The 23199-nt window shown below is 65.0% G+C and carries 24 protein-coding genes and 1 tRNA gene; 20 read left to right on the top strand and 5 right to left on the bottom strand.

The genetic code is table 11. The annotated features are described in order from the left end of the window. Nucleotides 1–63: 63 nt before the first annotated feature. Together NKI49_RS28475 and hrcA are read right to left on the bottom strand one after the other, a co-directional pair. Nucleotides 64–261, bottom strand: a complete 198-nt coding sequence (locus NKI49_RS28475; protein ID WP_352606765.1) for a hypothetical protein — start codon at nucleotides 259–261, stop codon at nucleotides 64–66. 81 nt (nucleotides 262–342) lie between these two features. Next, nucleotides 343–1425: a heat-inducible transcriptional repressor HrcA gene (hrcA, locus tag NKI49_RS28470; RefSeq protein WP_352606767.1), complete on the bottom strand. Its 1083-nt coding sequence runs from the start codon at nucleotides 1423–1425 to the stop codon at nucleotides 343–345. Between the two features lie 177 nt (nucleotides 1426–1602). Between hrcA and rph the strand changes: the two genes are divergently transcribed. The 4 genes from rph to hemW are packed head-to-tail and all read left to right on the top strand — an operon-like array spanning nucleotide 1603 to nucleotide 4574. Then, nucleotides 1603–2319 (top strand): ribonuclease PH, encoded by a 717-nt coding sequence (rph, locus tag NKI49_RS28465; RefSeq protein WP_352606769.1) that lies wholly within the window; start codon nucleotides 1603–1605, stop codon nucleotides 2317–2319. Between the two features lie 22 nt (nucleotides 2320–2341). Beyond that, a complete protein-coding gene (locus tag NKI49_RS28460; protein WP_352606812.1) occupies nucleotides 2342–2752 on the top strand; it encodes a VOC family protein in 411 nt (136 codons plus the stop codon). After that, nucleotides 2752–3414 carry an RdgB/HAM1 family non-canonical purine NTP pyrophosphatase gene (gene rdgB / locus NKI49_RS28455; RefSeq protein WP_352606771.1) on the top strand — a complete coding sequence of 221 codons (663 nt, stop codon included), beginning with the start codon at nucleotides 2752–2754 and terminating at the stop codon, nucleotides 3412–3414. Before NKI49_RS28460 ends, rdgB begins: the two co-directional genes overlap by 1 nt. Continuing rightward, complete coding sequence (gene hemW, locus NKI49_RS28450; protein WP_352606773.1) at nucleotides 3411–4574, top strand: radical SAM family heme chaperone HemW; 1164 nt, start codon at nucleotides 3411–3413, stop codon at nucleotides 4572–4574. Before rdgB ends, hemW begins: the two co-directional genes overlap by 4 nt. A 148-nt stretch (nucleotides 4575–4722) precedes the next feature. Here the strand turns inward: hemW and NKI49_RS28445 are convergent, their stop codons facing one another. Then, entirely contained in the window at nucleotides 4723–4911 is a 189-nt protein-coding gene (locus tag NKI49_RS28445) for a hypothetical protein (RefSeq protein ID WP_352606775.1), read from the bottom strand. A gap of 237 nt (nucleotides 4912–5148) precedes the next feature. Here NKI49_RS28445 and rsmI point away from each other — a divergent pair, with 237 nt between their 5' ends. Both rsmI and NKI49_RS28435 read left to right on the top strand, forming a co-directional pair. Continuing rightward, complete coding sequence (gene rsmI / locus NKI49_RS28440) at nucleotides 5149–6045, top strand: 16S rRNA (cytidine(1402)-2'-O)-methyltransferase (RefSeq protein WP_352606777.1); 897 nt, start codon at nucleotides 5149–5151, stop codon at nucleotides 6043–6045. Nucleotides 6046–6102: 57 nt separating this feature from the next. Beyond that, entirely contained in the window at nucleotides 6103–6483 is a 381-nt protein-coding gene (locus tag NKI49_RS28435; protein ID WP_352606779.1) for a YraN family protein, read from the top strand. A gap of 68 nt (nucleotides 6484–6551) precedes the next feature. Here the strand turns inward: NKI49_RS28435 and NKI49_RS28430 are convergent, their stop codons facing one another. Beyond that, complete coding sequence (locus NKI49_RS28430) at nucleotides 6552–7358, bottom strand: undecaprenyl-diphosphate phosphatase (RefSeq protein ID WP_352606781.1); 807 nt, start codon at nucleotides 7356–7358, stop codon at nucleotides 6552–6554. 148 nt (nucleotides 7359–7506) lie between these two features. Here NKI49_RS28430 and NKI49_RS28425 point away from each other — a divergent pair, with 148 nt between their 5' ends. The 9 genes from NKI49_RS28425 (at nucleotide 7507) to NKI49_RS28385 (ending at nucleotide 16225) form a co-directional block, all read left to right on the top strand. Beyond that, nucleotides 7507–8199: a glutathione S-transferase family protein gene (locus NKI49_RS28425; RefSeq protein WP_352606783.1), complete on the top strand. Its 693-nt coding sequence runs from the start codon at nucleotides 7507–7509 to the stop codon at nucleotides 8197–8199. Beyond that, nucleotides 8180–9334 (top strand): tRNA epoxyqueuosine(34) reductase QueG, encoded by a 1155-nt coding sequence (gene queG / locus NKI49_RS28420; RefSeq protein ID WP_352606785.1) that lies wholly within the window; start codon nucleotides 8180–8182, stop codon nucleotides 9332–9334. Before NKI49_RS28425 ends, queG begins: the two co-directional genes overlap by 20 nt. Next, nucleotides 9331–10254 carry an SDR family oxidoreductase gene (locus NKI49_RS28415; RefSeq protein WP_352606787.1) on the top strand — a complete coding sequence of 308 codons (924 nt, stop codon included), beginning with the start codon at nucleotides 9331–9333 and terminating at the stop codon, nucleotides 10252–10254. Before queG ends, NKI49_RS28415 begins: the two co-directional genes overlap by 4 nt. Nucleotides 10255–10327: 73 nt before the next feature. Next, nucleotides 10328–11407 (top strand): penicillin-insensitive murein endopeptidase, encoded by a 1080-nt coding sequence (mepA, locus tag NKI49_RS28410; RefSeq protein WP_502908801.1) that lies wholly within the window; start codon nucleotides 10328–10330, stop codon nucleotides 11405–11407. A gap of 180 nt (nucleotides 11408–11587) precedes the next feature. Continuing rightward, entirely contained in the window at nucleotides 11588–12628 is a 1041-nt protein-coding gene (locus NKI49_RS28405) for a glucokinase (protein WP_027026904.1), read from the top strand. Between the two features lie 77 nt (nucleotides 12629–12705). Continuing rightward, nucleotides 12706–14565, top strand: coding sequence for an ABC transporter ATP-binding protein (locus NKI49_RS28400; protein ID WP_352606792.1), 1860 nt, complete (start codon nucleotides 12706–12708; stop codon nucleotides 14563–14565). Nucleotides 14566–14585: 20 nt separating this feature from the next. After that, nucleotides 14586–15398 (top strand): 4-hydroxy-tetrahydrodipicolinate reductase, encoded by an 813-nt coding sequence (dapB, locus tag NKI49_RS28395; protein ID WP_502899603.1) that lies wholly within the window; start codon nucleotides 14586–14588, stop codon nucleotides 15396–15398. 48 nt (nucleotides 15399–15446) lie between these two features. Then, nucleotides 15447–16067 carry a 2,3-bisphosphoglycerate-dependent phosphoglycerate mutase gene (locus NKI49_RS28390; protein ID WP_352606796.1) on the top strand — a complete coding sequence of 207 codons (621 nt, stop codon included), beginning with the start codon at nucleotides 15447–15449 and terminating at the stop codon, nucleotides 16065–16067. Nucleotides 16068–16140: 73 nt separating this feature from the next. Beyond that, a tRNA-Leu gene (locus NKI49_RS28385) sits at nucleotides 16141–16225 on the top strand. A 174-nt stretch (nucleotides 16226–16399) separates the two neighbouring features. Here the strand turns inward: NKI49_RS28385 and NKI49_RS28380 are convergent. Continuing rightward, nucleotides 16400–16576, bottom strand: coding sequence for a hypothetical protein (locus NKI49_RS28380; protein ID WP_352606798.1), 177 nt, complete (start codon nucleotides 16574–16576; stop codon nucleotides 16400–16402). A 221-nt stretch (nucleotides 16577–16797) separates the two neighbouring features. Here NKI49_RS28380 and NKI49_RS28375 point away from each other — a divergent pair, with 221 nt between their 5' ends. From NKI49_RS28375 to NKI49_RS28355, 5 genes are all read left to right on the top strand, one after another. Next, nucleotides 16798–17154, top strand: coding sequence for a hypothetical protein (locus NKI49_RS28375; RefSeq protein WP_352606800.1), 357 nt, complete (start codon nucleotides 16798–16800; stop codon nucleotides 17152–17154). Between the two features lie 159 nt (nucleotides 17155–17313). Continuing rightward, nucleotides 17314–17685 (top strand): hypothetical protein, encoded by a 372-nt coding sequence (locus NKI49_RS28370; protein ID WP_352606802.1) that lies wholly within the window; start codon nucleotides 17314–17316, stop codon nucleotides 17683–17685. Between the two features lie 117 nt (nucleotides 17686–17802). Next, the gene (locus tag NKI49_RS28365) at nucleotides 17803–18429 is read left to right on the top strand and encodes a CDGSH iron-sulfur domain-containing protein (protein WP_352606804.1); all 627 of its coding nucleotides are present in this window, start codon (nucleotides 17803–17805) and stop codon (nucleotides 18427–18429) included. Nucleotides 18430–18567: 138 nt separating this feature from the next. Next, nucleotides 18568–20610 (top strand): hydantoinase/oxoprolinase N-terminal domain-containing protein, encoded by a 2043-nt coding sequence (locus tag NKI49_RS28360; protein ID WP_352606806.1) that lies wholly within the window; start codon nucleotides 18568–18570, stop codon nucleotides 20608–20610. A gap of 256 nt (nucleotides 20611–20866) precedes the next feature. Beyond that, nucleotides 20867–23041, top strand: a complete 2175-nt coding sequence (locus NKI49_RS28355; protein WP_352606808.1) for a malate synthase G — start codon at nucleotides 20867–20869, stop codon at nucleotides 23039–23041. Nucleotides 23042–23199 lie beyond the last annotated feature (158 nt).

The following is a 23199-nucleotide window of genomic DNA, read 5'->3' as shown; positions in this document are numbered from 1 at the left end:
AACGGCAGGTTTCGCCGATCGTTCCGCTTTACACGACGAGTTGAAGGCAGACCACTTCCAGGCTCAGTTGCCGGCGGCGTAGAAATCGTCATCCAGGCGTTTTTCCAGCGCGACGAGATCGGCCGGCAGCGGCAGCCCCATGGCGCGCATCTCCCGCAGTTTTTCGCGCAACTGTTCCTGGATTTCGTGCTGATCCTCCGGCTGGTTGACCATCTCCTCGAGCAGCAGGCTGATGCGGGCCTTGAATTCTTCGAGCGCCATTCTTTTTCTCCTCGGCAGCCTGTTCTTCGGAAGCGCGGGAAGCCGCCATTCGCAGGCCGGCATCACCTGAGTATCAGCGCCTTAGCGCAGCATGCGGGAAATCAGCTGCGCCGTATAGTCGACCATCGGGACGATGCGGGCATAGTTCAGCCGCGTCGGGCCGATGACGCCGAGCGCGCCGACGACGCGGGCGTCCTTGTCGCGATAGGGCGCGACGACCAGCGACGAGCCCGACAGCGAAAACAGCTTGTTTTCCGAGCCGATGAAGATGCGCACGCCCGATCCCTGCTCGGCAAGGTCAAGCAGCTGGATCAGCCCGTCCTGCGTCTCCATGTCCTCGAACAGGTGCCGCAGCAATTCGATATCGGCTTGGGCCGTGACGTTTTCGAGCAAATTGGCGCGGCCGCGCACGATGAGCCGCGCCGGCAGGCCGCTTTCGGCACCGGCCCAAACCGCCAGGCCTTTCTCGACAAGGTCCTGCGACAGCGTGTCGAGCGCTGCCCTGGTCTCTTCCTTGATGCGGGCGATCTCGGTCCGCGCCTCGGCCAGCGTACGGCCGCGAATATGGGCGTTGAGGAAGTTCGAGGCTTCGTGCAGTTGCGACACGGTGATGCCGGCCGGCAGCTCGATGACGCGATTCTCCACATCGCCGTTCTGTGACACCAGCACCGCCAGCGCCTTGGTCGGCTCGAGCTGGATGAATTCGATATGCTTTAGCGCGACCTCGTTCTTCGCGGCCAGGACCAGGCCGGCGCCGCGCGACATGCCCGACAGCATCTGGCTGGCCTCGGTCAGCATGTGCTCCAGAGTGGCGCCCGAACCGGAGGCCCGCACCTGCGCCTCGATGCTGCGGCGCTCCTCGTCGGAAAGGTCGCCAAGCTCCATGAAGGCATCGACGAAGAAGCGCAGCCCGGCCTGCGTGGGCAGCCGGCCGGCCGAGATGTGGGGCGCATAGATCAGGCCAAGGTGCTCGAGGTCGCTCATCACGTTGCGGATGGTGGCCGGCGACAGCGAGGACGGCAGGATACGCGACAGGCTGCGGGATCCCACCGGTTCGCCGTCCCTGAGATAGGAATCGACGATGCGCCGGAAGATGTCGCGCGAACGCATGTCGAGGGATTGAAGCGCGGGCGCCTGCGAGTTCGGATCGACTGCCTTGGTCATTGCGCCAAAAACCTCCGGCTTAAGGATATAGACTTCCGCCCGGCCCGCGCAACCGGTGTCTGCGTCAGATCACCCGGTGTCTGTGTCAGATCGCTCGGCCATTTTCCTTTGCGCCATCCGTCCCATGCGGCTACAAGCCGGCCAAGATTCCGAAAAATGAACGAGAAAGTAGCCTGAATGCGCCCTTCCAAACGCCAATTCGACGAAATGCGCGCCATATCCTTCGAGCGCGGCGTCTCCAAGCATGCCGAAGGCTCGTGCCTGGTGAAATTCGGCGACACGCATGTCCTGTGCACCGCCAGCCTGGAGGAAAAAGTGCCGGGCTGGATGCGCAATTCCGGCAAGGGCTGGGTGACGGCGGAATACGGCATGCTGCCACGCTCGACCGGAGAGCGCATGCGCCGCGAGGCCTCCGCCGGCAAGCAGGGCGGCCGCACGCTGGAAATCCAGCGGCTGATCGGCCGCTCCTTGCGCGCCGTGGTCGACCTGCAGGCGCTCGGCGAGCAGCAGATCACCGTCGACTGCGACGTCATACAAGCCGATGGCGGCACCCGCACCGCCTCGATCACCGGCGGCTGGGTCGCGCTTTACGATTGCCTGCGCTGGATGGAAGCACGGCAGATGACCAGCGTCGCCAAGGTGCTGAAGGACCACGTCGCGGCGATTTCCTGCGGCATCCATGACGGCCAGCCGGTCATCGACCTCGATTATATCGAGGATTCGGCCGCCGGCACCGATGCCAATTTCGTCATGACCGGCAAGGGCGGCATCGTCGAGATCCAGGGCACCGCCGAGGGTGAACCTTTTTCGGAAGGGCAGTTCGCCGAGCTGATGGGCCTGGCCAAGAAAGGCATCCAGCGCCTGGTCAGCCTGCAGCAGATGGCGGTGGCGTAGTTTTCAAATGCCTATCTTGAGCGTGACTCCTTCCGCAATCCTGGAATCGGCCCTCTACGTCACCGATCTCTCCGCAGCGGAAGCGTTCTACACCGATATCCTCGGCCTTGACCTCCTCGGCAAGGTCGAGGGCCGCCACCTCTTCTTCCGCTGCGGCCCCGGCGTGCTGCTGATCTTCAACGCCGAGGCGACCAAGATCCCGCCGGCGCCCGACGCGCGGCTGAAAGTGCCGCCGCACGGCGCGGTCGGCGAAGGCCATCTCTGCTTTGCCGCGACCGCCGATGAAATCAGCCGCTGGAAATCCCATCTGAAGGCGAAGAAGATCGCCATCGAAAGCGAATTCGAATGGCCGCAAGGCGGCCGCTCGATCTATATCCGCGATCCCTCCGGCAATTCGATCGAATTCGCCGAGCCGAGAATCTGGGGACTTTGATGCATTCACTCGACGGAAAGAAGATCGTCGTCGCCAGCCACAATGCCGGCAAGCTGCGCGAATTCGCCGACCTGATGGCGCCGTTCGGTTTCGAGGCGAAATCGGCCAAGGAATACGGCCTGCCGGAGCCGGAGGAAACCGGCACCACCTTCGAGGAAAACGCCTATATCAAGGCCTTCGCCGCCGCTAAAGCCACTGGCCTGCCGGCGCTGTCGGACGATTCCGGCCTGTGCGTCGACGCGCTTGACGGCGCGCCAGGCGTCTATACCGCCAACTGGGCCGAAACCCCCGACGGGTCGCGCGATTTCGGCATGGCCATGCAGCGCACCGAAGTGGCACTGCAGGAAGTCGGAGCCGCCTTGCCGCAACAGCGCAAGGGGCGCTTTGTCGCCGTCATATGCCTGGCGTTCCCCGACGGCGAGGCCGAATATTATCGCGGCGAGGCCGAAGGCACGCTGGTCTGGCCGCCGCGCGGCGGACTCGGCTTCGGCTACGACCCGGTTTTCCTGCCGGATGGCTTCGACAAGACCTTTGGCGAGATGAGTGCTGAGGAGAAACACGGCTGGAAGCCCGGCCAGTCGGCCGCGCTGTCGCACCGCGCCCGGGCTTTCCAGAAATTCGCCGAGGCACGATTGAATCTGGCGCGAACGGGTTCGACATGACCATGCTGCTCGACCGCAGCCCGGGCTTCGGCGTCTATGTGCATTGGCCGTTCTGCGCGGCCAAATGCCCTTATTGCGACTTCAACAGCCATGTCCGCCATCAGCCGGTTGACCAGGACCGTTTTTCGAGCGCTTTCGAGGCGGAACTCGCGACGATGCGCGAGCGCACCGGGCCACGAGAAGTGACCAGCATATTCCTCGGCGGCGGCACGCCATCGCTGATGAAGCCGGAAACGGTGGCCAGGGTCCTGGATGCGGTAGCGAAGTACTGGACCGTTCCGGCCGGCATTGAGGTGACGCTGGAAGCAAACCCGTCCTCGGTCGAGGCCGAGCGTTTTCGCGGCTACCGGGCGGCGGGCGTCAACCGCGTCTCGCTCGGGGTGCAGGCGCTGAACGACAAGGATTTGCGCTTCCTCGGCCGGCTGCACAATGTCGAGGAAGCACTGCACGCCATCGGTCTTGCACGTGAGATTTTTCCGCGGCTCTCCTTCGATCTCATCTATGCGCGGCCCGGCCAGACGCCCGAGGCCTGGCAGGCCGAGCTTGAACAGGCAATCGGCCATGCCGCCGACCACCTGTCGCTCTACCAGCTGACCATCGAGGAAGGCACCCCATTTCACGCCCTGCATGCGGCCAAGAAATTCACTATTCCCGATAATGACCACGCCGCCGACCTCTATGCGTTGACGCAGGAGATCACATCCGCGCATGGTTTGCCGGCTTACGAGATTTCCAATCATGCCCGGCAGGGCGCCGAGAGCCGGCACAATCTGACCTACTGGCGTTATGGCGAATATGTCGGCGTCGGCCCCGGCGCGCATGGCCGCTTCGTCGAGAATGGCCGCCGCGTGGTGACGATCGCCGAGCGGATGCCGGAAACCTGGGCCAATCTGGTCGAGGCCAAGGGCCATGGCGTCACCGGTGGCGAGATCCTGACGCGCTCCGAAGAAGCCGACGAATTCCTGCTGATGGGCTTGCGATTGGCCGAGGGCATCGACCTTTCGCGCTACGAGGCGTTCTCCGGACGCGGCCTGTCGAGCGCACGGCTGTCGGTGTTGCAGGGCGAAGGTCTGGTCGCGCCGATCGGCAACACCCGGCTGCGCGCCACGCCGGCCGGCATGATCGTGCTCGACGCCGTGGTGGCCGATCTCGCGCGATAGGTTCTACGAGGCGAGTGCCGAACCTAGTGTCGGCAGGGCAGAGGGGGGTGCGAAGGTACGCTACCGATCGGCTTTCATTTTGCGTCGCTTCGCTCCTTGCCCCGTCTTGGGACGACGAAGGAGAGCCGTCTCTGCCAAACTTGCTCGGCTAAGCGTCGTGCTTGTGGCGGTGTTTGCCGCGCTCCTTTTCGGCATGCGCCTCTCCAGAGCGAACCGGCTTGGCGTCGTCCTTGTCGCGTCGGGCGCGGTGCTGGTCGCCTATCGAGGGATGCGGCACGCCGTTGCGGGAGCTCTTGGTTTCAAGACGGGTGATGAAGATATCGAAGCGATTGGGCATCGTCCGGTCAGTGCTCCGTCGTGCTGTCGGTTTCGGAAAGTGTCACTCTCTCGGGCAAGGTGCTTGCGGCGAGCTCTTTGGTCAGTCTGTCCATCCTGTCCTCCTCCGGATTCAGGGGTAAATCTGCCGAACCCGGTTTCGTTCCCTACTGTGGCAAAGGAATGGCGAGAGGACCGATGTCGGCTTTTGCAACCCGGCGCCGGCCGTGCCAAACAGGGGTTGAACGGAGATGCATCGGTGACCGGCGAAACTGGCAAGCGCAGTTATGTGGTCGGACAGACCGAGATCGCGGCCCGACCGCTCGAAATGGCGCTCTATCTGGTGGCGACGCCGATCGGCAATCTCGCCGATATCACGCTGCGCGCGCTGGAGACGCTGGCCGCCGCCGATATCGTCGCTTGCGAGGACACACGGGTGTCGCGCGTGCTGCTCGACCGCTACGGCATTCGCCGCCGCACCACGGCCTATCACGAGCACAATGCCGGCGAGGCCGGGCCGAAGCTGATCGCGGCCCTTCAAGCCGGACAGAGCGTGGCGCTGATTTCCGACGCCGGCACGCCGCTGGTCTCCGATCCCGGCTACCGGCTGGTCGGCGAGGCGCTCGACCTTGGCATCCGCGTCGTCCCGATCCCAGGTCCGTCGGCACCGCTCGCCGCGCTGACCGCATCCGGCCTGCCGTCGGACGCCTTTATGTTCGCCGGGTTTTTGCCGGTAAAGACCGGGCAGCGGCTGACGCGGCTGGAGGCCCTCAAGGCGGTGCCGGCGACGCTGATCTTCTTCGAATCGCCGCGCCGGCTGGCAGACTCCCTCGCCGCCATGGTCGAAGCCCTCGGCGGCGAGCGCAAGGCCGCGATCGGCAGGGAATTGACCAAGACCTTCGAGGAGATGCGCACCGGCACGTTGCAAACGCTCGCCGACCATTACGCGGCGGCCGATACGCCAAAGGGCGAGATCGTCGTCTGCGTCGGTCCGGCCGAGGCCAAGGCCGAGGAACCTGCCGACATCGACCGCCTGCTGCTGTCGCTCGCCGCCGAAATGCCGGCCTCCAAGGCGGCGGCGGAAGCCGCGAAAATGACCGGCGGCCAGAAACAGGCGCTCTACCGGCGGCTGCTGGAGCTTAGGGACAGACCATGATCCCGAAAAGTGGAAACCGGTTTTCGGGAAAGATCATGGTCGAACAAAGTTCCGGCAGTGGCTGAGCACCGCCCCAGCGCCAGCCGCCAAAAAGCCTATCGGCGCGGCCATCGCAGCGAATGGCTGGCGGCCGCAGCGCTGATGCTGAAGGGCTACCGCATTCTCGCGCGCCGCCACCGCACCCGCTTCGGCGAGATCGACCTGATCGCGCGGCGCGGCGACCTCGTGCTGTTCGTCGAGGTCAAGGCGCGCCGCACGCTGATGGAAGCCATGGAGGCGATCGGCCGCGAATCGGAGCGCCGCATCGAAGGGGCCGCCGACATCTGGCTGTCGCGCCAGCCCGACTATGGCAGATTGTCGATGCGTTTCGACATGGTCGCGGTGCTGCCCTGGCGCTGGCCGGTGCATGTCGAGAACGCGTTCTATGGACGGAGTTGAGGTTGCTCGCCCTTCGCATGCTCGGGGCGTTCGTCGTTCGGAAAGCCAATTGGCTTTCCGCCCGCTCCTCACCCCCAGATCATCAACGCCGCCAGCCCGACGACACCGACCACCAGCCGCCACCAGCCGAACAGCGAATAGCCGTTGCGCGAGACGTAATCGAGCAGGTATCGAACGACGATGAGCGCCGTGACGAAGGCGGCAACGAAGCCAACGGTTATGATGGGCAGGTCGGCTGATGTCAGCACATTGCGGTTCTTGAACAGATCGAAGGCGAAGGCGCCGACCATCGTCGGTATGGCCAGGAAGAACGAGAACTCCGCGGCTGCCCGCTTGTCGACGCCCAGAAGCAGCGCACCGACGATCGTCGAACCCGAGCGCGACGTGCCCGGAATGAGCGACAGGCATTGGAAAAGCCCGATCTGCAGATAGAGCCTGGTCGGGAACCGCTCGACGTCGCGGTACATCGGCTTCAGCTTCATGCGGTCCACCGCCAGCAGCACGACGCCGCCGATGATCAGCATGATGCAGATCAGCCGCGGCGATTCGAACAGGATGGTCTTGATGAAATCATGCGCCAATGCGCCGATCACCGCTGCCGGCAGGAAGGCGATCAGTATGCCGATGGCGAAATGTCGCGTCAGCCGGTCATGGGGCAGTTCGAACAGCATCTGCCACAAACGGCGGAAATAGACGCTGAGAATCGCCAGGATGGCGCCGAGCTGGATCAGGATCTCGAAAGCCTTGCCAGTCGAATGGAAGCCGAGGAAATGCCCGGCGAGCAGGATATGGCCGGTCGAGGACACCGGTATGAACTCGGTCAACCCCTCCAGCAGGCCGAGCAGCAGGGCTTCGACAATGGTCTGGCTTTCCATGGCACCCTCGGCATTGGCGGGACGGCTTGCTTGTCATGGCCCGCAACTCCCCCTATAGGTCGCAGCACCCTGACGGCCCGCTAACCGGGCGGCCAAGACTTACCGGTGCGCCCGGCGATTCGCCAGTGCGCTTTATCATCGCGGAACCATGCTGACGCTTTTCCATCATCCCATGTTCGCCACTTGTCGCTTCGTCCGCCTCGCTTTCGGCGAATATGGCGAGGAGTTGGCCCTGATCGAGGAAAAGCCCTGGACGCGGCGCAAGGAGTTCCTGGCGCTGAACCCTGCCGGCACGCTGCCGATCCTGCTGGCGGAAGGCGACGTGCCGATCGTCGGCGCAACGGTGATCTCGGAATATCTCGACGAGACGCGCGGCGTCTTGAAGCGCGACAAGCGGCTGTTCGCCGAGGACCCGATGCAGCGCGCCGAAATCCGCCGGCTGACCGACTGGTATCTCAACAAGGCCGAGAGCGAAGTGACGAGGCATCTGGTGCGCGAGCGCGTGCTGAAGCCGGTGATGCCGGAGACGGCGGGCGGCGGCTCGCCGGATTCGGCCGCGATCCGTGCGGCCCGCGCTAACATCCGCCAGCACATGAAATACACCAACTGGCTGGCCGGCACCCGTCATTGGCTGGCCGGCAGCAGAGTGACCTATGCCGATCTCGCGGCGGCGGCGACGCTGTCCGTTCTCGATTATCTCGGCGAGGTCGACTGGCGCGAACATGCCGCGGCGCGCGAGTGGTACACGCGGGTCAAGTCGCGGCCCTCCTTCCGGCCGCTTTTGACCGACCGCGTGCGCGGTCTTTCGCCGGTGTCGCATTATGCGGACCTCGACTTCTGACGCGTCAAAACTGCGCGCGCTGATCGACGCAGAGGCGCGTCGCGCCGGCTTCGATGCCGTGGCCGTCACCACCCCCGACGCGATTCCGCTGGCGCCGGCGCGATTGGCCGAATTCGTCGCCGACGGTTTTCACGGCTCGATGGACTGGATCGCCGAGACGCTCGAACGTCGCGGCGCGCCGACAGCGCTTTGGCCGGAAGTGCGCTCGATCATCGTGCTGGCGATGAATTACGGCCCGGACCGCGATCCGCGCGAAGTGCTGGCCAGGCGCGACCGGGGTGCCATCTCCGTCTATGCGCAAAACCGCGACTATCATGATGTGATGAAAGGCCGGCTGAAAGAGATCGCCGGCAAGATCGTGGCGCGCGCCGGCGGCGACGTGAAGGTTTTCGTCGACACCGCACCCGTCATGGAAAAGCCGCTGGCGGAGGCTGCCGGGCTCGGCTGGCAAGGCAAGCACACCAACCTGGTCAGCCGCGAACATGGCTCCTGGCTGTTCCTGGGCACCATCTTCACCACGGCCGAACTTGCGCCCGACCGCGCCGAGATCGACCATTGCGGTTCCTGCCGCGCTTGCCTCGATGCCTGCCCAACCGACGCCTTTCCGGCACCCTACCGGCTCGACGCGCGGCGCTGCATCTCCTACCTCACCATAGAGAACAAGGGGCCGATCCCGCATGAATTCCGCGACAAGATCGGCAACCGCATCTATGGCTGCGACGACTGCCTCGCGGCCTGCCCGTGGAACAAGTTCGCCCGGGCGGCTTCGGAGGCCAAGCTCGCCGCGCGCGACGATTTGCGCGAGCCGACGCTCGCCGAGCTTTTGCAATTGGACGACGCTGCCTTCCGCGCATTCTTCTCCGGCTCGCCGATAAAACGCATCGGCCGCGACCGTTTTATCCGCAACGTGCTTATCGCTGCCGGCAATTCCGGCGATATTTCGTTGGCGGGCGCGGTGCGTGCCTTGCTGGAGGACGTCTCGCCGTTGGTGCGGGGCGCGTCAATATGGGCGCTGACGCGGCTCGTGTCCGACGCGGAATATTCCGAGCGGGCCGCTGCCGGCCTGAAAACCGAGAGCGACGCGGCGGTGCGCGAGGAATGGTTTCTGGCGTGGCCAAGCAAGGCAAATCCATGAGCGAAAAACAGGTCTTCATCTTCGGTGCCGGCTATTCCGGCAAGGCTTTTGCCCGAGCCGGCAAGGCTTTTGCCCGAGCCACACAAGGGGCCGCCGTGATCCTGGGCACGACGCGTTCACCGGAGAAATTCGAGGCGCTGCGGCAGGCCGGCATCGCACCGCTGCTGTTCGATGGCGCGCTGACCGATGAAATCGGCGATGCGCTGAACAAAACGACGCATCTGGTGATATCGGTCGCGCCGGAAGAGGCCGGAGATCCCGTGCTGAATGCTGCCCGAGAGGCAATCGCCCGGATGCCGGCGCTGGAATGGATCGGCTATCTCTCGACCGTGGGCGTCTATGGCGATCATGGCGGCGCCTGGGTCGACGAAACAGCGCTATGCCGGCCGGTGTCCAAGCGCTCGGTGATGCGGGTCGAGGCCGAGCAGGACTGGCTACGACTGGGCGGGGAAATCGGCCGGCCTGTGGCGATCCTGCGCTTGTCCGGCATCTATGGTCCGGGTCGCAACGCCCTGGTCAATCTGGAAAACGGCACCGCAAGGCGGCTGGTCAAGCCGGGCCAGGTGTTTAACCGCATCCATTGCGACGACATCGCAGGTGCTCTCTGGCAACTCATCGAAGCCAATACAGGCGGTATCTTCAACGTTACCGACGACCTTCCGGCGCCCCCGCAGGACGTCGTCGCCTATGCCGCTTCGCTGATGGGTGTCCCACCACCGCCCGAAATTCCCTTCGACGCCGCCCAACTTTCGCCCATGGCGCGGTCATTCTATGGCGAGAACAAACGCGTCGCCAATGCGGCGATCAAGGCGGCGGGCTATCGGTTTCGCTTTCCGGACTACCGCGCCGCCTTCGACCATATGTGGGCCAGCGGCGACTGGCGAGACGGCGAAGCGCGCAGCCCGATGAAGCGCGGATGATCGAAGCCGCGCGGCGGGCGTGATATGATTCGGCGATTCAAGGTGAGGAGGGGTGGGATTCATGAAGGCATCGATGCCATCGTCTCTAGGCGGAAGGGCGCTTCTCGCGGCTGCACTGCTTGCTCTGACCGGGCTCGCCGCGCAGCCGGCAGCGGCCGAGGAACGGGCGAAAGATCTGTTTGGCGCCAAGAAACTGCCTGCCGCGACATCGGCGCAGTCGATCGGCTTCTATTCCAAGGGCTGTTTTGCCGGCGGCGTCGCCATTCCCATGGACGGCCCGAGCTGGGAGGTGATGCGGCCGTCGCGCAACCGCCGCTGGGGCCACCCGGCGATGATCGCGCTGATCGAAAAGCTGGCGCGTGACGCCCATGCCGACGGCTGGCCGGGTCTGTTGATCGGTGATATTTCGCAGCCGCGCGGCGGCCCGATGCTGACCGGCCACGCCTCGCACCAGATCGGCCTCGACGCCGATATCTGGTTGACGCCTATGCCCAGCCGCCCGCTGTCGGCGGCGCAGCGCGAGAGCATGAGCGCCACGTTGATGGTCGACGAGAAGACGCATCTCGTGAAGGACGCGCTGTGGACGCCGGCGCATACAAGGCTGCTGAAGCGGGCGGCCAGCTATGCGGAAGTAGAACGCATCCTGGTCAATCCGGGTATCAAGAAAAAGCTCTGCGACACCGTCAAGGGCGACCGCGGCTGGCTGCGCAAGGTCAGGCCGTTCTGGGGCCATGACTATCATTTTCACATGCGCATCGGGTGCCAGCCGGGCTCGCCCGACTGCCGGGCGCAGGAGGCGACCCCGGCGGATGACGGCTGCGGCAAGCCGCTGGCCTGGTGGTTCACCGAGGAACCCTGGCGTCCCAACAAGAACCCGGATGCGCCCAAGGCGCGCGACCTGATGACGATGGCGAACCTGCCCCAGCAATGCCGGGTCGTTCTCGACGCGCCAGGGCCGGCCTCGGCCGAAGCCGCTACCTACCAGGGCGGCGCCGTGCCGGTCGCGGCCGTTCCGCCGGCGGAACCTGAAGCGCCTTCCCTGCCCGCCACCGCGGCCAGCGGTGCGCCCGCTTTGCCGAGCGCGCTGAACGCTTTCACGGCAACGCCCGAGATCGGCGTGCCGGTGCCGCGGTCACGGCCGCCAAGGAATTGACGCCAGGACCAAGCGTCCAAATCGGCGCGCCCCTCATCCGCCTGCCAGCAGGCAGGGGCAGCGCGAACGCAGGATAGGATTGCCCCCGAGAACTGGCGTCGGCGGCTTTCCCTTTGCAAGGTCATGCGTTAGTCAACGACGAGGCGGTGAGAAGCCGTCAGAATGGGACGGACAAAGAGCATGGCAGGTGAAGACGAAACAGCGCTGCGGTTTCCGATTCTTATCGGCGACATCGGTGGCACCAATGCGCGCTTCTCGATCGTGCTCGATGCCAATTCCGAGCCGGGCGAGCCTGCGATCGTGCAGACGGCCAACTACGGCACCATCGACGAGGCGATCCAGGCGGCGGTCCTCGACCGCTCCTCGATCCGCCCCAATTCGGCGGTGCTGGCGGTGGCCGGTCCGGTCGACGGCGACGAGATCGAGCTCACCAACTGCCCGTGGATCGTCAAGCCGAAAGAGATGTTCGCCAGCCTCGGCCTGAGCGATATCGTCGTGCTCAACGATTTCGAGGCGCAGGCGCTGGCCGTCGTCGCGCTCGGCGAGGAGCACATGGAAAAGATCGGCGGCGGTACGCCGGAGCCAAATGCCGGGCGCGTGGTGCTCGGTCCTGGAACCGGGCTCGGCGTCGCCGGACTGGTCCATGCGCTGCGCCACTGGATACCGGTGCCCGGCGAAGGCGGCCATATGGACATCGGCCCGCGCACACCACGTGACTACGAGGTATTCCCGCATATCGAGAAGCTCGAGGGCCGCATTTCGGGCGAGCAGATCCTGTGCGGACGCGGTCTTGTCAACGTTTACCGGGCCGTGGCCAAGGCCGACGGCAAGCCGTCGCCCTTCACCACGCCGGCCGAGATCACCGCTGCGGCGCTGGCGAAGTCCGATCCGGTTGCGCAGGAAGCGCTGGAGACCTTCGTCACCTGCCTCGGCCGTACCGCCGGCGATCTCGCTCTGGTGTTCATGAGCCGTGGCGGCGTCTTTCTCACCGGGGGCATCGCACAAAAAATCGTGCCGGCGCTGAAGGAAGGGAATTTCCGCGCCGCCTTCGAAGACAAGGCGCCGCACAGCGCGCTGATGCGCACCATGCCCGTCTATGTCATCACCCACCCGCTGGCAGCGCTTCTGGGTCTTGCCGCCTATGCCCGCAACCCCTCGCTGTTCGGCGTCCAGACGGCGGGAAGGCGCTGGCGCGACGAAGTTAGTCACCCCAAGGCATAGGCAAGCCGGCCCCTTGGCGCTAAGAGGGGTGCCGAATTGCCCGGCCGCGGGAAGCGGAAACCTGTGAAGCGCCCGATTTGACACCTCAGCCCCCAAATTTTTCGAAACCCCGTGCGGGCGAGATCGTGGCGGTCATCCGCCGCATCCTCCGAGAAAACGGCCGCGATTATCGTGGGGCCTATATTTTCACGATCCTCTGCCTGCTGACGGTGTCGGCGACGACGGCGCTTGCCGCCTGGATCATGAGCCCGGTCGTCAATCAGATTTTCTACGAGCGGCGCGGTGATCTGATCCCGTGGATATGCGCCGCACTGCTGGGGGCATTCATCCTGCGCGGGCTTGCCGGCTACGGCCAGGCGGTGACGATGGCCAGGATCGGCAACAATCTGGTGGCGCGCTACCAGCAGCGCATCTTCAACCATCTGATGAAGCTCGGCGTCAGCTTCTTCAACGACACCCGCTCCGGCCGGCTGGCGGCGCAGGTCAACGAGAACGTCAACGGCATTCGCGACCTTTTGTCGATGACGGTGACCTCGACGGCGCGCGACGCCGTCTCGCTGATCGGCCTGGTCGGCGTCATGATCTATCAGGACCCGATTCTCTCCTTGAGCTCGCTGCTGATCGGGCCGCCGCTGATCTGGACCGTCACCTATTTGATGCGCCGGGTGCGGCGCATCACCCGCGAATCGGTGCAGATCAATTCGCGGCTGATCGGCGCCATGCAGGAGGCCACGCAAGGCATCGCCATCGTCAAGGCCTTTACCATGGAGGATGAGCTGTCGCGCCGGATCAGCAAGCTCGCCGATGACGCCGAACAGCGGTCGAACAAGATCGCTCGCGTCTCCGAGCGGCTGACGCCGGTTTCCGAACTCCTGGCCGGCATCGCTTTCGCCAGCGTCATCGCCTATTCCGGCTACCAGGCCACCGTCCTTGGCCAGCCGCCGGGTGCTGTGTTTTCCTTCATTACCGCGCTGACGCTCGCCTATGATCCCGCCCGCCGGCTGGCGCGAATGCAGGTCGGCATGGAGCGCGCGCTGGTCAATGCGCGCATGATCTACGAGCTTCTCGACATCGAGCCGCAGCAGGGCGATGTGTCGGGCGCGGCCGAGGCGAATTTCACCTCCGGCGAAGTGCGCTTCAACAACGTGTCCTTCCGTTATGTCGAGGAGGCGCCGGTGCTTCAGGACCTGAGTTTCGTCGCCGCCGCCGGCAAGGTGACGGCAATAGTCGGCGCGTCGGGCGCCGGCAAGACGACGCTGGTGGCGTTGCTGCAACGCTTCTACGACGTCGAGGCGGGCAGCATCGAGATTGACGGCCAGGACATCTCGAAGATCACCAAGCAGTCGCTGCGCAACTCCATCGCCTATGTCTCGCAGCAGCCCTATCTGTTCGAAGGCAGCATTCGCGACAACATCCGCTACGGCCGGCTGAGCGCTACCGACGGCGAGATCGAGCAGGCCGCGCGACAGGCGGCGGCCGACGATTTCATCCGCCAGCAGCCGCAGGGCTACGACACGCCGGTCGGCGAGAACGGCGTGACGCTGTCGGGCGGCCAGCGCCAGCGTGTATCGATCGCTCGCGCCATCGTCCGCCAGGCGCCGATCCTGCTGCTCGACGAGGCGACATCGGCGCTCGACAACGAGGCCGAAGCCCGTGTCCAGCAGGCGCTGACCCAGGTCATGGAAGGCCGCACCACCATCGTTATCGCGCATCGGCTGTCGACGGTGGTCAACGCCGACCACATCATCGTCATGGAGCAGGGCCGGTTGGTCGAGGAAGGCACGCATGCCTCGCTGATGGCCGATCCGCATAGCGTCTATGCCCGTTTCCACCGGATACAGGGCGTCAAGGGCCTGGGGCTCGTCGACGACAGCGCACCGATCCAGACTTCGGCTCGAGGTTTTGAGACGCAGAGCATTGCCGGGAGCACGACATGAGCGATACGCCCGCAACCGATATGACCGATATGGGCCTGGTCGTCGTCGGCGCGGCCGGCCGCATGGGCCAGACGCTGATCCGCGCTATCCACACCATGCCCGGGGCGCGTGTTGCCGGCGCCGTCGAGCGTGCGGGATCGCCCTATCTCGGCAAGGATGCGGGTGAACTCGCAGGCATCGGCATCATCAACGTACCGATCGTCGACGATCCGCTGCCGGCCTTCGCCAAGGCCAACGGCGTGCTCGACTTCACCGCGCCGGCTGCGACCGTCGAATTCGCCGGCTATGCGGCGCAGGCGCGCATCGTCCATGTCATCGGCACGACGGGCTGCTCGGCCGACGACGATGCGAAGATCGCGGCGGCGGCGCGTCACGCGACGATCGTCAAATCGGGCAATATGAGCCTCGGCGTCAATCTGCTGGCGGTGCTGGTCGAACAGGCGGCACGCGCGCTCGATGCAGACGATTTCGACATCGAGATCCTCGAAATGCACCACAGGCACAAGGTCGACGCACCGTCGGGCACGGCACTTCTGCTCGGCGAGGCAGCCGCCACCGGGCGCGGCATCGCGCTTGCCGGCAACGATGTGCGTGTCCGCGACGGTCACACCGGGGTGCGCAAGACCGGCTCGATCGGCTTCGCCACGCTGCGCGGCGGCTCGGTGGTCGGCGATCACAGCGTGATGCTGGCCGGCACCGGCGAGCGCATCACGCTGTCCCACCATGCCGAGGATCGCGCCATCTTCGCCCGTGGCGCCGTCAAGGCGGCCTTGTGGGCGCGTGGCAAGAAGCCTGGACTGTATTCGATGCGGGACGTGCTCGGGCTGAGGTGAGCGGCCCATCTGCCAACCTGCCAATCTGCCAACTTGAAGGGAGCAAACATGTCGAGAACCCTCGTGCTCGTGCGCCACGGCCAGAGCGAATGGAATCTGAAGAACCTGTTCACCGGCTGGCGCGACGTCGACCTGACCGAACAGGGCCACGCCGAGGCCAAGGCCGCCGGCCAAAAACTCAAGGCACGCGGCCTGAAATTCGACATCGCCTTCACCTCGGCGCTGATCCGGGCGCAAAAAACCTGCCAGCACATTCTCGACGCGGTCGGCCAAAGCGATCTGAAGACCATCCGCGACCAGGCGCTGAACGAACGCGACTACGGCGATCTCTCCGGCTTGAACAAGGATGATGCCCGCAAGAAATGGGGCGAAGAGCAGGTGCATGTCTGGCGCCGCTCCTACGATGTGCCGCCGCCCGCCGGCGAAAGTCTGAAGGACACCGGCGCGCGCGTCTGGCCCTACTATTTGCATGACATGCAGTCGCATGTTCTGCGCGGCGGTACCGTGCTGGTTGCCGCGCACGGCAATTCGCTGCGCGCCCTGGTCATGGCGCTGGACGGCAAGTCGGGCGAGGAGATCGTCAAGCTGGAACTCGGCACCGGGGTGCCGGTCATCTACACGCTCAACGCCGATTCCACGGTGGCTTCGAAAGAAGTGCTGGAAGGCTGAGCCAACACCCGGCGACGCGTTTGAAAAAAGCGCGTTGACAGTAGGGACTTGCCCGCTTATTGAGCCCGCACCAGCCCAGATGGCGGAATTGGTAGACGCGCACGGTTCAGGTCCGTGTTCCGCAAGGAGTGGAGGTTCGAGTCCTCTTCTGGGCACCAAATTCCCGTTTCGAGCCGCTCGACGGTTCAGAGACCAAAAGAAAAAGCCCGGTTCGTCCGGGCTTTTTCTTTGCCTGATCGTCGGCATCCCGCCGTTGCCCTGCGCGATCATCCCTGGCGTCGCGCGTTCTCGGCCGTGCAAGCGCCCGATCAGAATTCGGGCAGCGACTCTGCCTACCTTATCGACCCGGTAACGGTCCGGTCGACGTCAGGAACTGATTTGCGTTCGTTGCCGGCAAGTGCGGCTATGATCAGCAGGCTGGCAACGACGGGTACGAACAGGACGGCGACGCGCGCCTGTACATGAAGAATGGCGCGCCATTCGCTGCGCTTTTCGGGGCTGTTGCTCATCATGCTCACTTTGTCAGGCCCCCCGGGCGTGACATAGCCGCGAACTGTTAAGCAACCACTTACGACTTCGTTAACCTGAATGGCTGGCCCGCGCTCCGCCTCGATCCGTGCCCGCCACCATATGTTCGCGCGGAGCGGTCCAGGCAGGCGCAGGTAGGCGGACGCCTTCCTAGTTCGGAACGTCCGTGCGATTCTCCCCGAATGATTCGGGAGGTCCGACCGTGACGCTGTTTCGCATGGCTGTGCTTTCGGCATTGGTTCTCACTACGTCGGCGCAGGCCGCCGACATGGCTTTCTTCGTCAAGAACCTGCGCAGGCAAGCGGTTGCGGTCGAACTGTTCAGCCGCGACCGCGAAACGGTCTGGCCGGGCGATGACAAGGTGTTCCTGATCGATCCGGGCTCGCAGAAATCGGTGCCGCTGTCCTGCAATGAAGGGGAGCACATCTGCTACGGCGCCTGGGTCAACGGCGACGACAGCATCTCCGCCGGCGTCGGGCCGGACAACGACCTGCCCTGCGACACCTGCTGCTTCATCTGCGTGGAACATTCGACCGAGACGATCGATCTGGTACCGTGACGGGGCGCTTCCTGCTCTCCCCCACAAGAGAAGGAAAAATGGCATGCCGATACCCCCAAAATCAGTCGGGGGATTGTTGCAATCATCCCTTTAGCGGCCGCCCGCAGCATGCGATGTTCGCCGTGCGGCCGGGTGGGCCGTTTGTTTCAGGGGGTTGTCATGTCTTACGCTTATGCGCGCCGCACGCTGGCCGCGCTGTCTCTCATCATGCTGGTCACGCCTGCGGCGCATGCGGGCGACGTTACCTTTGCCGTCAAGAACAGCCATCCCAATGCCATGCGCGTCGAACTCTACAGCCAGGACCGCGACTATGTCTGGCCGGGTGACGGCAAGGACTTCTACCTCGATGACGGCGAGACCAAGCAGCTGCCGATCTCCTGCGAGGAAGGCGAATCCATCTGCTACGGCGCTTGGGTCGATGGCGACGAAGGCACCTATTGGGGCGTCGGTCCAGGCAATAAGGAAAAATGCGATGATTGCTGCTATACCTGCAGCGGCGGCGAGACCGAGGAAATCAATCTGGTCCCTTGATCGGATTGCCAGCTTGACGGTCTTCCTGCCAGCGCCATAGCCTGTACGAAGGCGAATACCCAAAGCACATCGTGCCTGCTCGAGCGAGATGTGCTTCAGGCGAAAGGATCACCCGCAATGGCCGGCACCGTCGAAGGCGAGAAGATCGATGTCGGCTTTTCGGGGCGACGCTGCATCCATTCGCGCAATTGCGTGCTCGGCGACCCGCATGTCTTCGTGCCCAACGCGCCGGGGCAATGGATCCACCCCGACGCGGCAAGCGTCGAGAAAATCGTCGCCATTGCCGAAAGCTGCCCCTCCGGCGCCATCACCTATGTCCGCAAGGATGGCGGGCCACAGGAAAAACCGCCGGTGGTCAACACCGTGCGGCTGCGGGAAAACGGTCCGCTTGCCGTGCAGGCCGAAATCATGCTCGACGGCTCGACATCTTATCGCGCCACGCTCTGCCGCTGCGGCGCCTCGGAAAACAAGCCGTTCTGCGACGGCAGCCACAACAAATCGGGTTTCACCGCCACCGGCGAACCGGCGCTGAAGGACACGCCGGCGCTCGACGCGCGCAATGGGCCGCTCAAAGTGACGCCCACCACCAACGGCCCGTTAAAACTCGAAGGCAATCTGGAAATCGTCACCGGCACAGGCCACACGGTCGAGCGCACGACACGCACGTTCCTGTGCCGCTGCGGCCATTCGGCCAACAAGCCGTTTTGCGATGGCACGCACAAGAAGGTGGGGTTCGTCGCGTAAGTTGACGCCACGGCCGAGGCTGCCGATCTCCCCTCTCGCGGGGAGATCGAACTCCTCCCTTGGCCCAGCGCTCGCGGCTTTATCGCTCGCTCCGTATCGGCTAATGGGCTGGGCAGGTAAATCGGACCGCCAAGAGCAATGACCGCCAAGACCAAGCCAACCCCCCTTTTCCTCGGCATCGACACCGGCGGCACCTATACCGATGCCGTGTTGTGGTCCGAAACCGAGGGTCCGCAGCACGGACCGAACAAGGGCAAGGTGCTGGCCAAGGCCAAGGCGTTGACGACGCGGCATGATCTGGCCGTCGGCATTTCGGGCGCCGTCGGCGCGGTGCTCGAAAAAGCCGGCACCGATCCCGCGGCGATCAAGCTGGTCTCGATGTCGACCACGCTTGCCACCAACGCACTCGTCGAGGGCCAGGGCGGCCGTGTGGCGCTGGTGATGATCGGCTTTTCCGAGGGCGACCTCGCCCGCGACGGGCTGAAGGCCGCGCTCGGCACCGACCCGGTGGTGTTCTGCCCCGGCGGCCACGACGTGCACGGCAATGCCGCCAAGCTCGATCTGTCCGGACTGGAGGCCGCCTTGCCGGAACTCGGCGCCTCGGTGTCCGGCTTTGCCGTCTGCTCCTATTTCGCCACCCGTAATCCGGCGCATGAGATCGCCGCGCGCGAGCTGATCCGCGAAAGGACCGGCCTGCCGGTCACATCGAGCCACGAATTGTCGGCAAAGCTCGGCGGCCCGCGCCGGGCATTGACGACATTGCTCAACGCCAGGCTGATCTCGATGATCGACCGGCTGGTTGCGGCTACCGAAGGCTTTCTGGAGGCGCGCAGCATCGTGGCCCCCCTGATGGTGGTGCGTGGCGACGGCGCGCTGGTATCGGCGGCATTTGCACGCCAGCGGCCGATCGAGACCATCCTCTCCGGCCCGGCCGCCAGCCTGGTCGGCGCCCGCCATATGACCGGGCTCGACGATGCCGTGGTCTCCGATATCGGCGGCACCACCACCGACGTCGCCGTGCTCGACAACGGCCGCCCCCGGCTTGACCCGGAAGGCGCCACTGTCGGCGGTTTCCGCACCATGGTCGAGGCCGTTGCCATGCGCACCTTCGGCCTCGGCGGCGATTCCGAGGTGGCGCTTGAGGACGGCGCGCTCAACCCGAAGATTCTGCTCGGGCCGCGCCGCCTGGTGCCGTTGGCGCTGGCTGGCATGGCGCACGGCAAGGCGGTCACAAACGAACTCGAACGCCAGCTGCGCGCGCCCAACCCAGGCCGCATGGATGGCCGCTTCGCGGTTCGCACCGGCGTGCCGGAGCGGCTTGCCGCCGGCCTCACTGGGGCTGAAGCCCGACTTTACGAGGTGATCGGCGCGGTCCCGCTTGCCGTTGACAAATTACTCACCTCGAACGCGCAGAACGCGACGCTCAACCGGCTGGTGTCGCGCGGCCTGGTGCATATAGCCGGATTCACCCCGTCGGACGCCGCCCATGTGCTGGGCAAGCAGGCGAACTGGGATCCTGCCGCCGCTCGGTTGGGCGCCGAACTATTCGCCCGCAGGCGCGACGGCCGTGGCCAGCCGATCGCCGCCTCGCCGGAGGCGCTCTCGGAGCGGGTGCTGGTGACGCTGACGCGCTGGTCGGCCGAAGTGATCCTCGAAACCGCCTTTGCCGAGGATGGGCTCGATGGCGCGGCGACCGTGGCGCACGCGCTGGTGCAGCGTGCCGTCGACGCGCACCCCGGCATCGCCCGGCTGAGCGTCGCGCTCGACCGGCCGCTTATCGGCCTTGGCGCTTCCGCCCCGCTGCACTATGCCGGCCTGCCGCCGCTGATCGGCAATGACTGCGTGGTGCCTGAGGATACCGACGTCGCCAATGCGCTCGGCGCCGTCGTCGGTCAGGTCAGGGTGTCGGCCGAGGCGCGGGTCAGTCAGCCCAAGGAAGGGCTGTTTCGTCTTGCCTCGGGTGAAACGGTGCGCGACTTCCTCGACGAGGCGGCGGCGATCGCGGCGGCCGAGGCCGATGTGCGGGCCATTGCCGCCCAGCGGGCCAGGGATGCCGGCACCGACAGCGCCGAGATCGAGGTCGCCACCGAGTTCCGCGTGTCCACGGTCGAAGCCCAGCGCATGTTCATCGAGGCGCATGTGGTGGCGGTGGCCTCGGGAAGGCCGCGCATTGCGGTTTAGCGATCTCTCCCCTTGAGGGGTGTCGCCGAAGGCGACAGAGGGGTCGTCTCACGTCGAGCGCCGGCTTCCGACAGCCGCAAGAGGTCGTACCCGGTCGAACCGACCCCCTCTGGCCTGCCGGCCATCTCCCCCTCGAGGGGGGAGATCCGGCAGCTTCGCCAACCTTGCCTAAACGTTCCCTTCACCTTAAGCCGAATTGACCCTGCAAACCTGACATGCCAAAGGCCCGCCGAGCCTTTCGTCTGGAGACAAGCTGATGACCGATCGCGTCGAAATCGCCGGACTGCGGATCGCCCGCGAACTTCATGACTTCGTCGTCGACGAGGCGTTGCCCGGTACGGGCATCACGGCCGACGCGTTCTGGAGCGGCTTCTCGGTCATAGTCCACGACCTCGCGCCGAAGAACCGCGCGCTGCTGGCCAAGCGCGACGCCATGCAGGAAAAACTCGACGGCTGGTATCGCGACAATGGCGCGCCCGTCGACATGGAGACCTACAAGGCTTTCCTCAAGGAGATCGGCTATCTCGTTCCTGAAGGCCCGGCCTTCAGCGTCACCACTGAAAACGTCGACCCCGAGATTGCCGATGTCGCCGGGCCGCAGCTGGTCGTGCCGGTGATGAATGCCCGTTATGCGCTGAACGCCGCCAATGCGCGCTGGGGTTCGCTCTATGATGCGCTCTACGGCACCGACGCCATTCCGGAGACGGACGGCGCTGAAAAGGGCGGGAGATTCAACCCCGCGCGCGGCGCCAAGGTCGTCGCCTGGACAAAGGCCTTTCTCGATGAGGCCGCCCCGCTGACCTTGGGAAAATGGGCAGGGGTGAACGGTCTGTCGGTGACCAACGGTGCGTTGCGGCTGAGCGCCGGCGCCGGCTCCACGACGCTGGCCAACCCCAAGCAATTCGTGGGCTACCGTGGCGACGCGGCCAATCCCGATGCCGTGCTGCTCGTCAGGAATGGGCTGCACATCGAGATCGTCATCGACCGCAACAACCAGATCGGCCGCACCGATCCGGCAGGGATCGCCGACGTCATCCTGGAATCGGCGCTGACCACCATCCAGGACTGCGAGGATTCGGTCGCGGCGGTCGACGCGCAAGACAAGGTCGTCGTCTACCGCAACTGGCTCGGCCTGATGAAGGGCGACCTTGCCGAAGAGATCACCAAGGGCGGAAAGACGTTCACCCGCAAGCTCAACCCGGACCGCTCCTACACAGCGCCCGCCGGCGGCACGCTGACCGTGCCCGGCCGCTCGCTGATGCTGGTCAGGAACGTCGGCCACCTGATGACCAATCCGGCGATAACGGACCGCGACGGCAGCGAAGTGCCGGAAGGCATCCTGGACGCCACTTTGACGGCGCTGATCGCGCTGCACGACGTCGGACCGAAGGGACGTCGCGCCAATTCCCGCGCCGGCTCGATGTATGTGGTAAAGCCAAAAATGCATGGGCCGGAGGAGGTCGCCTTCGCCGTCGAGATCTTCGACCGTGTCGAAGCCCTGCTCGGCATGGGCAGGAATACCATCAAGATGGGCATCATGGACGAGGAACGGCGCACCACCGTCAACCTCAAGGAAGCGATCCGCGCGGCGAAAGAGCGCGTGGTGTTCATCAACACCGGCTTCCTCGACCGCACCGGCGACGAGATCCACACCTCGATGGAAGCCGGCCCGATGATCCGCAAGGGTGACATGAAGCAAGCTGCCTGGATTTCCGCTTACGAGGCCTGGAATGTCGACGTCGGGCTCGAATGCGGCCTGGCCGGCCACGCCCAGATCGGCAAGGGCATGTGGGCGATGCCCGATCTGATGGCGGCGATGCTCGAACAGAAGATCGCCCATCCCAAGGCCGGCGCCAACACCGCCTGGGTGCCGTCGCCGACGGCGGCGACGCTGCATGCCACGCACTACCACAAGGTCGATGTCCACGCCGTCCAGGCGGCGCTGAAGAGCCGGCCCAAGGCCAAGCTCGACGACATATTGTCGGTGCCGGTAGCCGTGCGGCCGAACTGGACTCCGGGCGAGATCCAGCGCGAACTCGACAACAACGCGCAAGGCATTCTGGGCTATGTCGTGCGCTGGATCGACCAGGGCGTCGGCTGTTCGAAAGTGCCCGACATCAACGATGTCGGGCTGATGGAAGACCGCGCCACGCTGCGCATATCCTCGCAGCACATCGCCAACTGGCTGCATCACGGCGTGTGCACGGAGGGCCAGGTGATGGAGACGATGAAGCGCATGGCCGCGATCGTCGACCGCCAGAACGAGGGCGACCCGTTCTACCAGCCGATGGCCGCCGACTTCGACAATTCGATTGCCTTCCTCGCCGCCTGCGACCTGGTCTTCAAGGGCCGTGTCCAGCCCAATGGCTACACCGAACCGGTGCTGCACGCGCGGCGGTTGGAGCTGAAAGCGAAGCAGAAAGGGGTCTAGAACGGTTCACCGTTTCACGGAAACGCCAAACCGCTCTATCTCTTTGTTTTTACGCAGTCGACCGTGAACAATCCGGGCTCTAAGCGGCGACCGGCTTGGGCCGGAGTTGGAAGAGAGCGATCAAGAGGGACAAAAAACCCTTCAGCCACCTGAGCAGG

Origin of the sequence: Mesorhizobium sp. M0587, assembly GCF_040320945.1 — a bacterium.
Taxonomy (GTDB): Bacteria; Pseudomonadota; Alphaproteobacteria; order Rhizobiales; family Rhizobiaceae; genus Mesorhizobium.
Note: the sequence above shows the minus strand (reverse complement) of the source record. Positions and strands in the feature narration are given on the sequence as shown.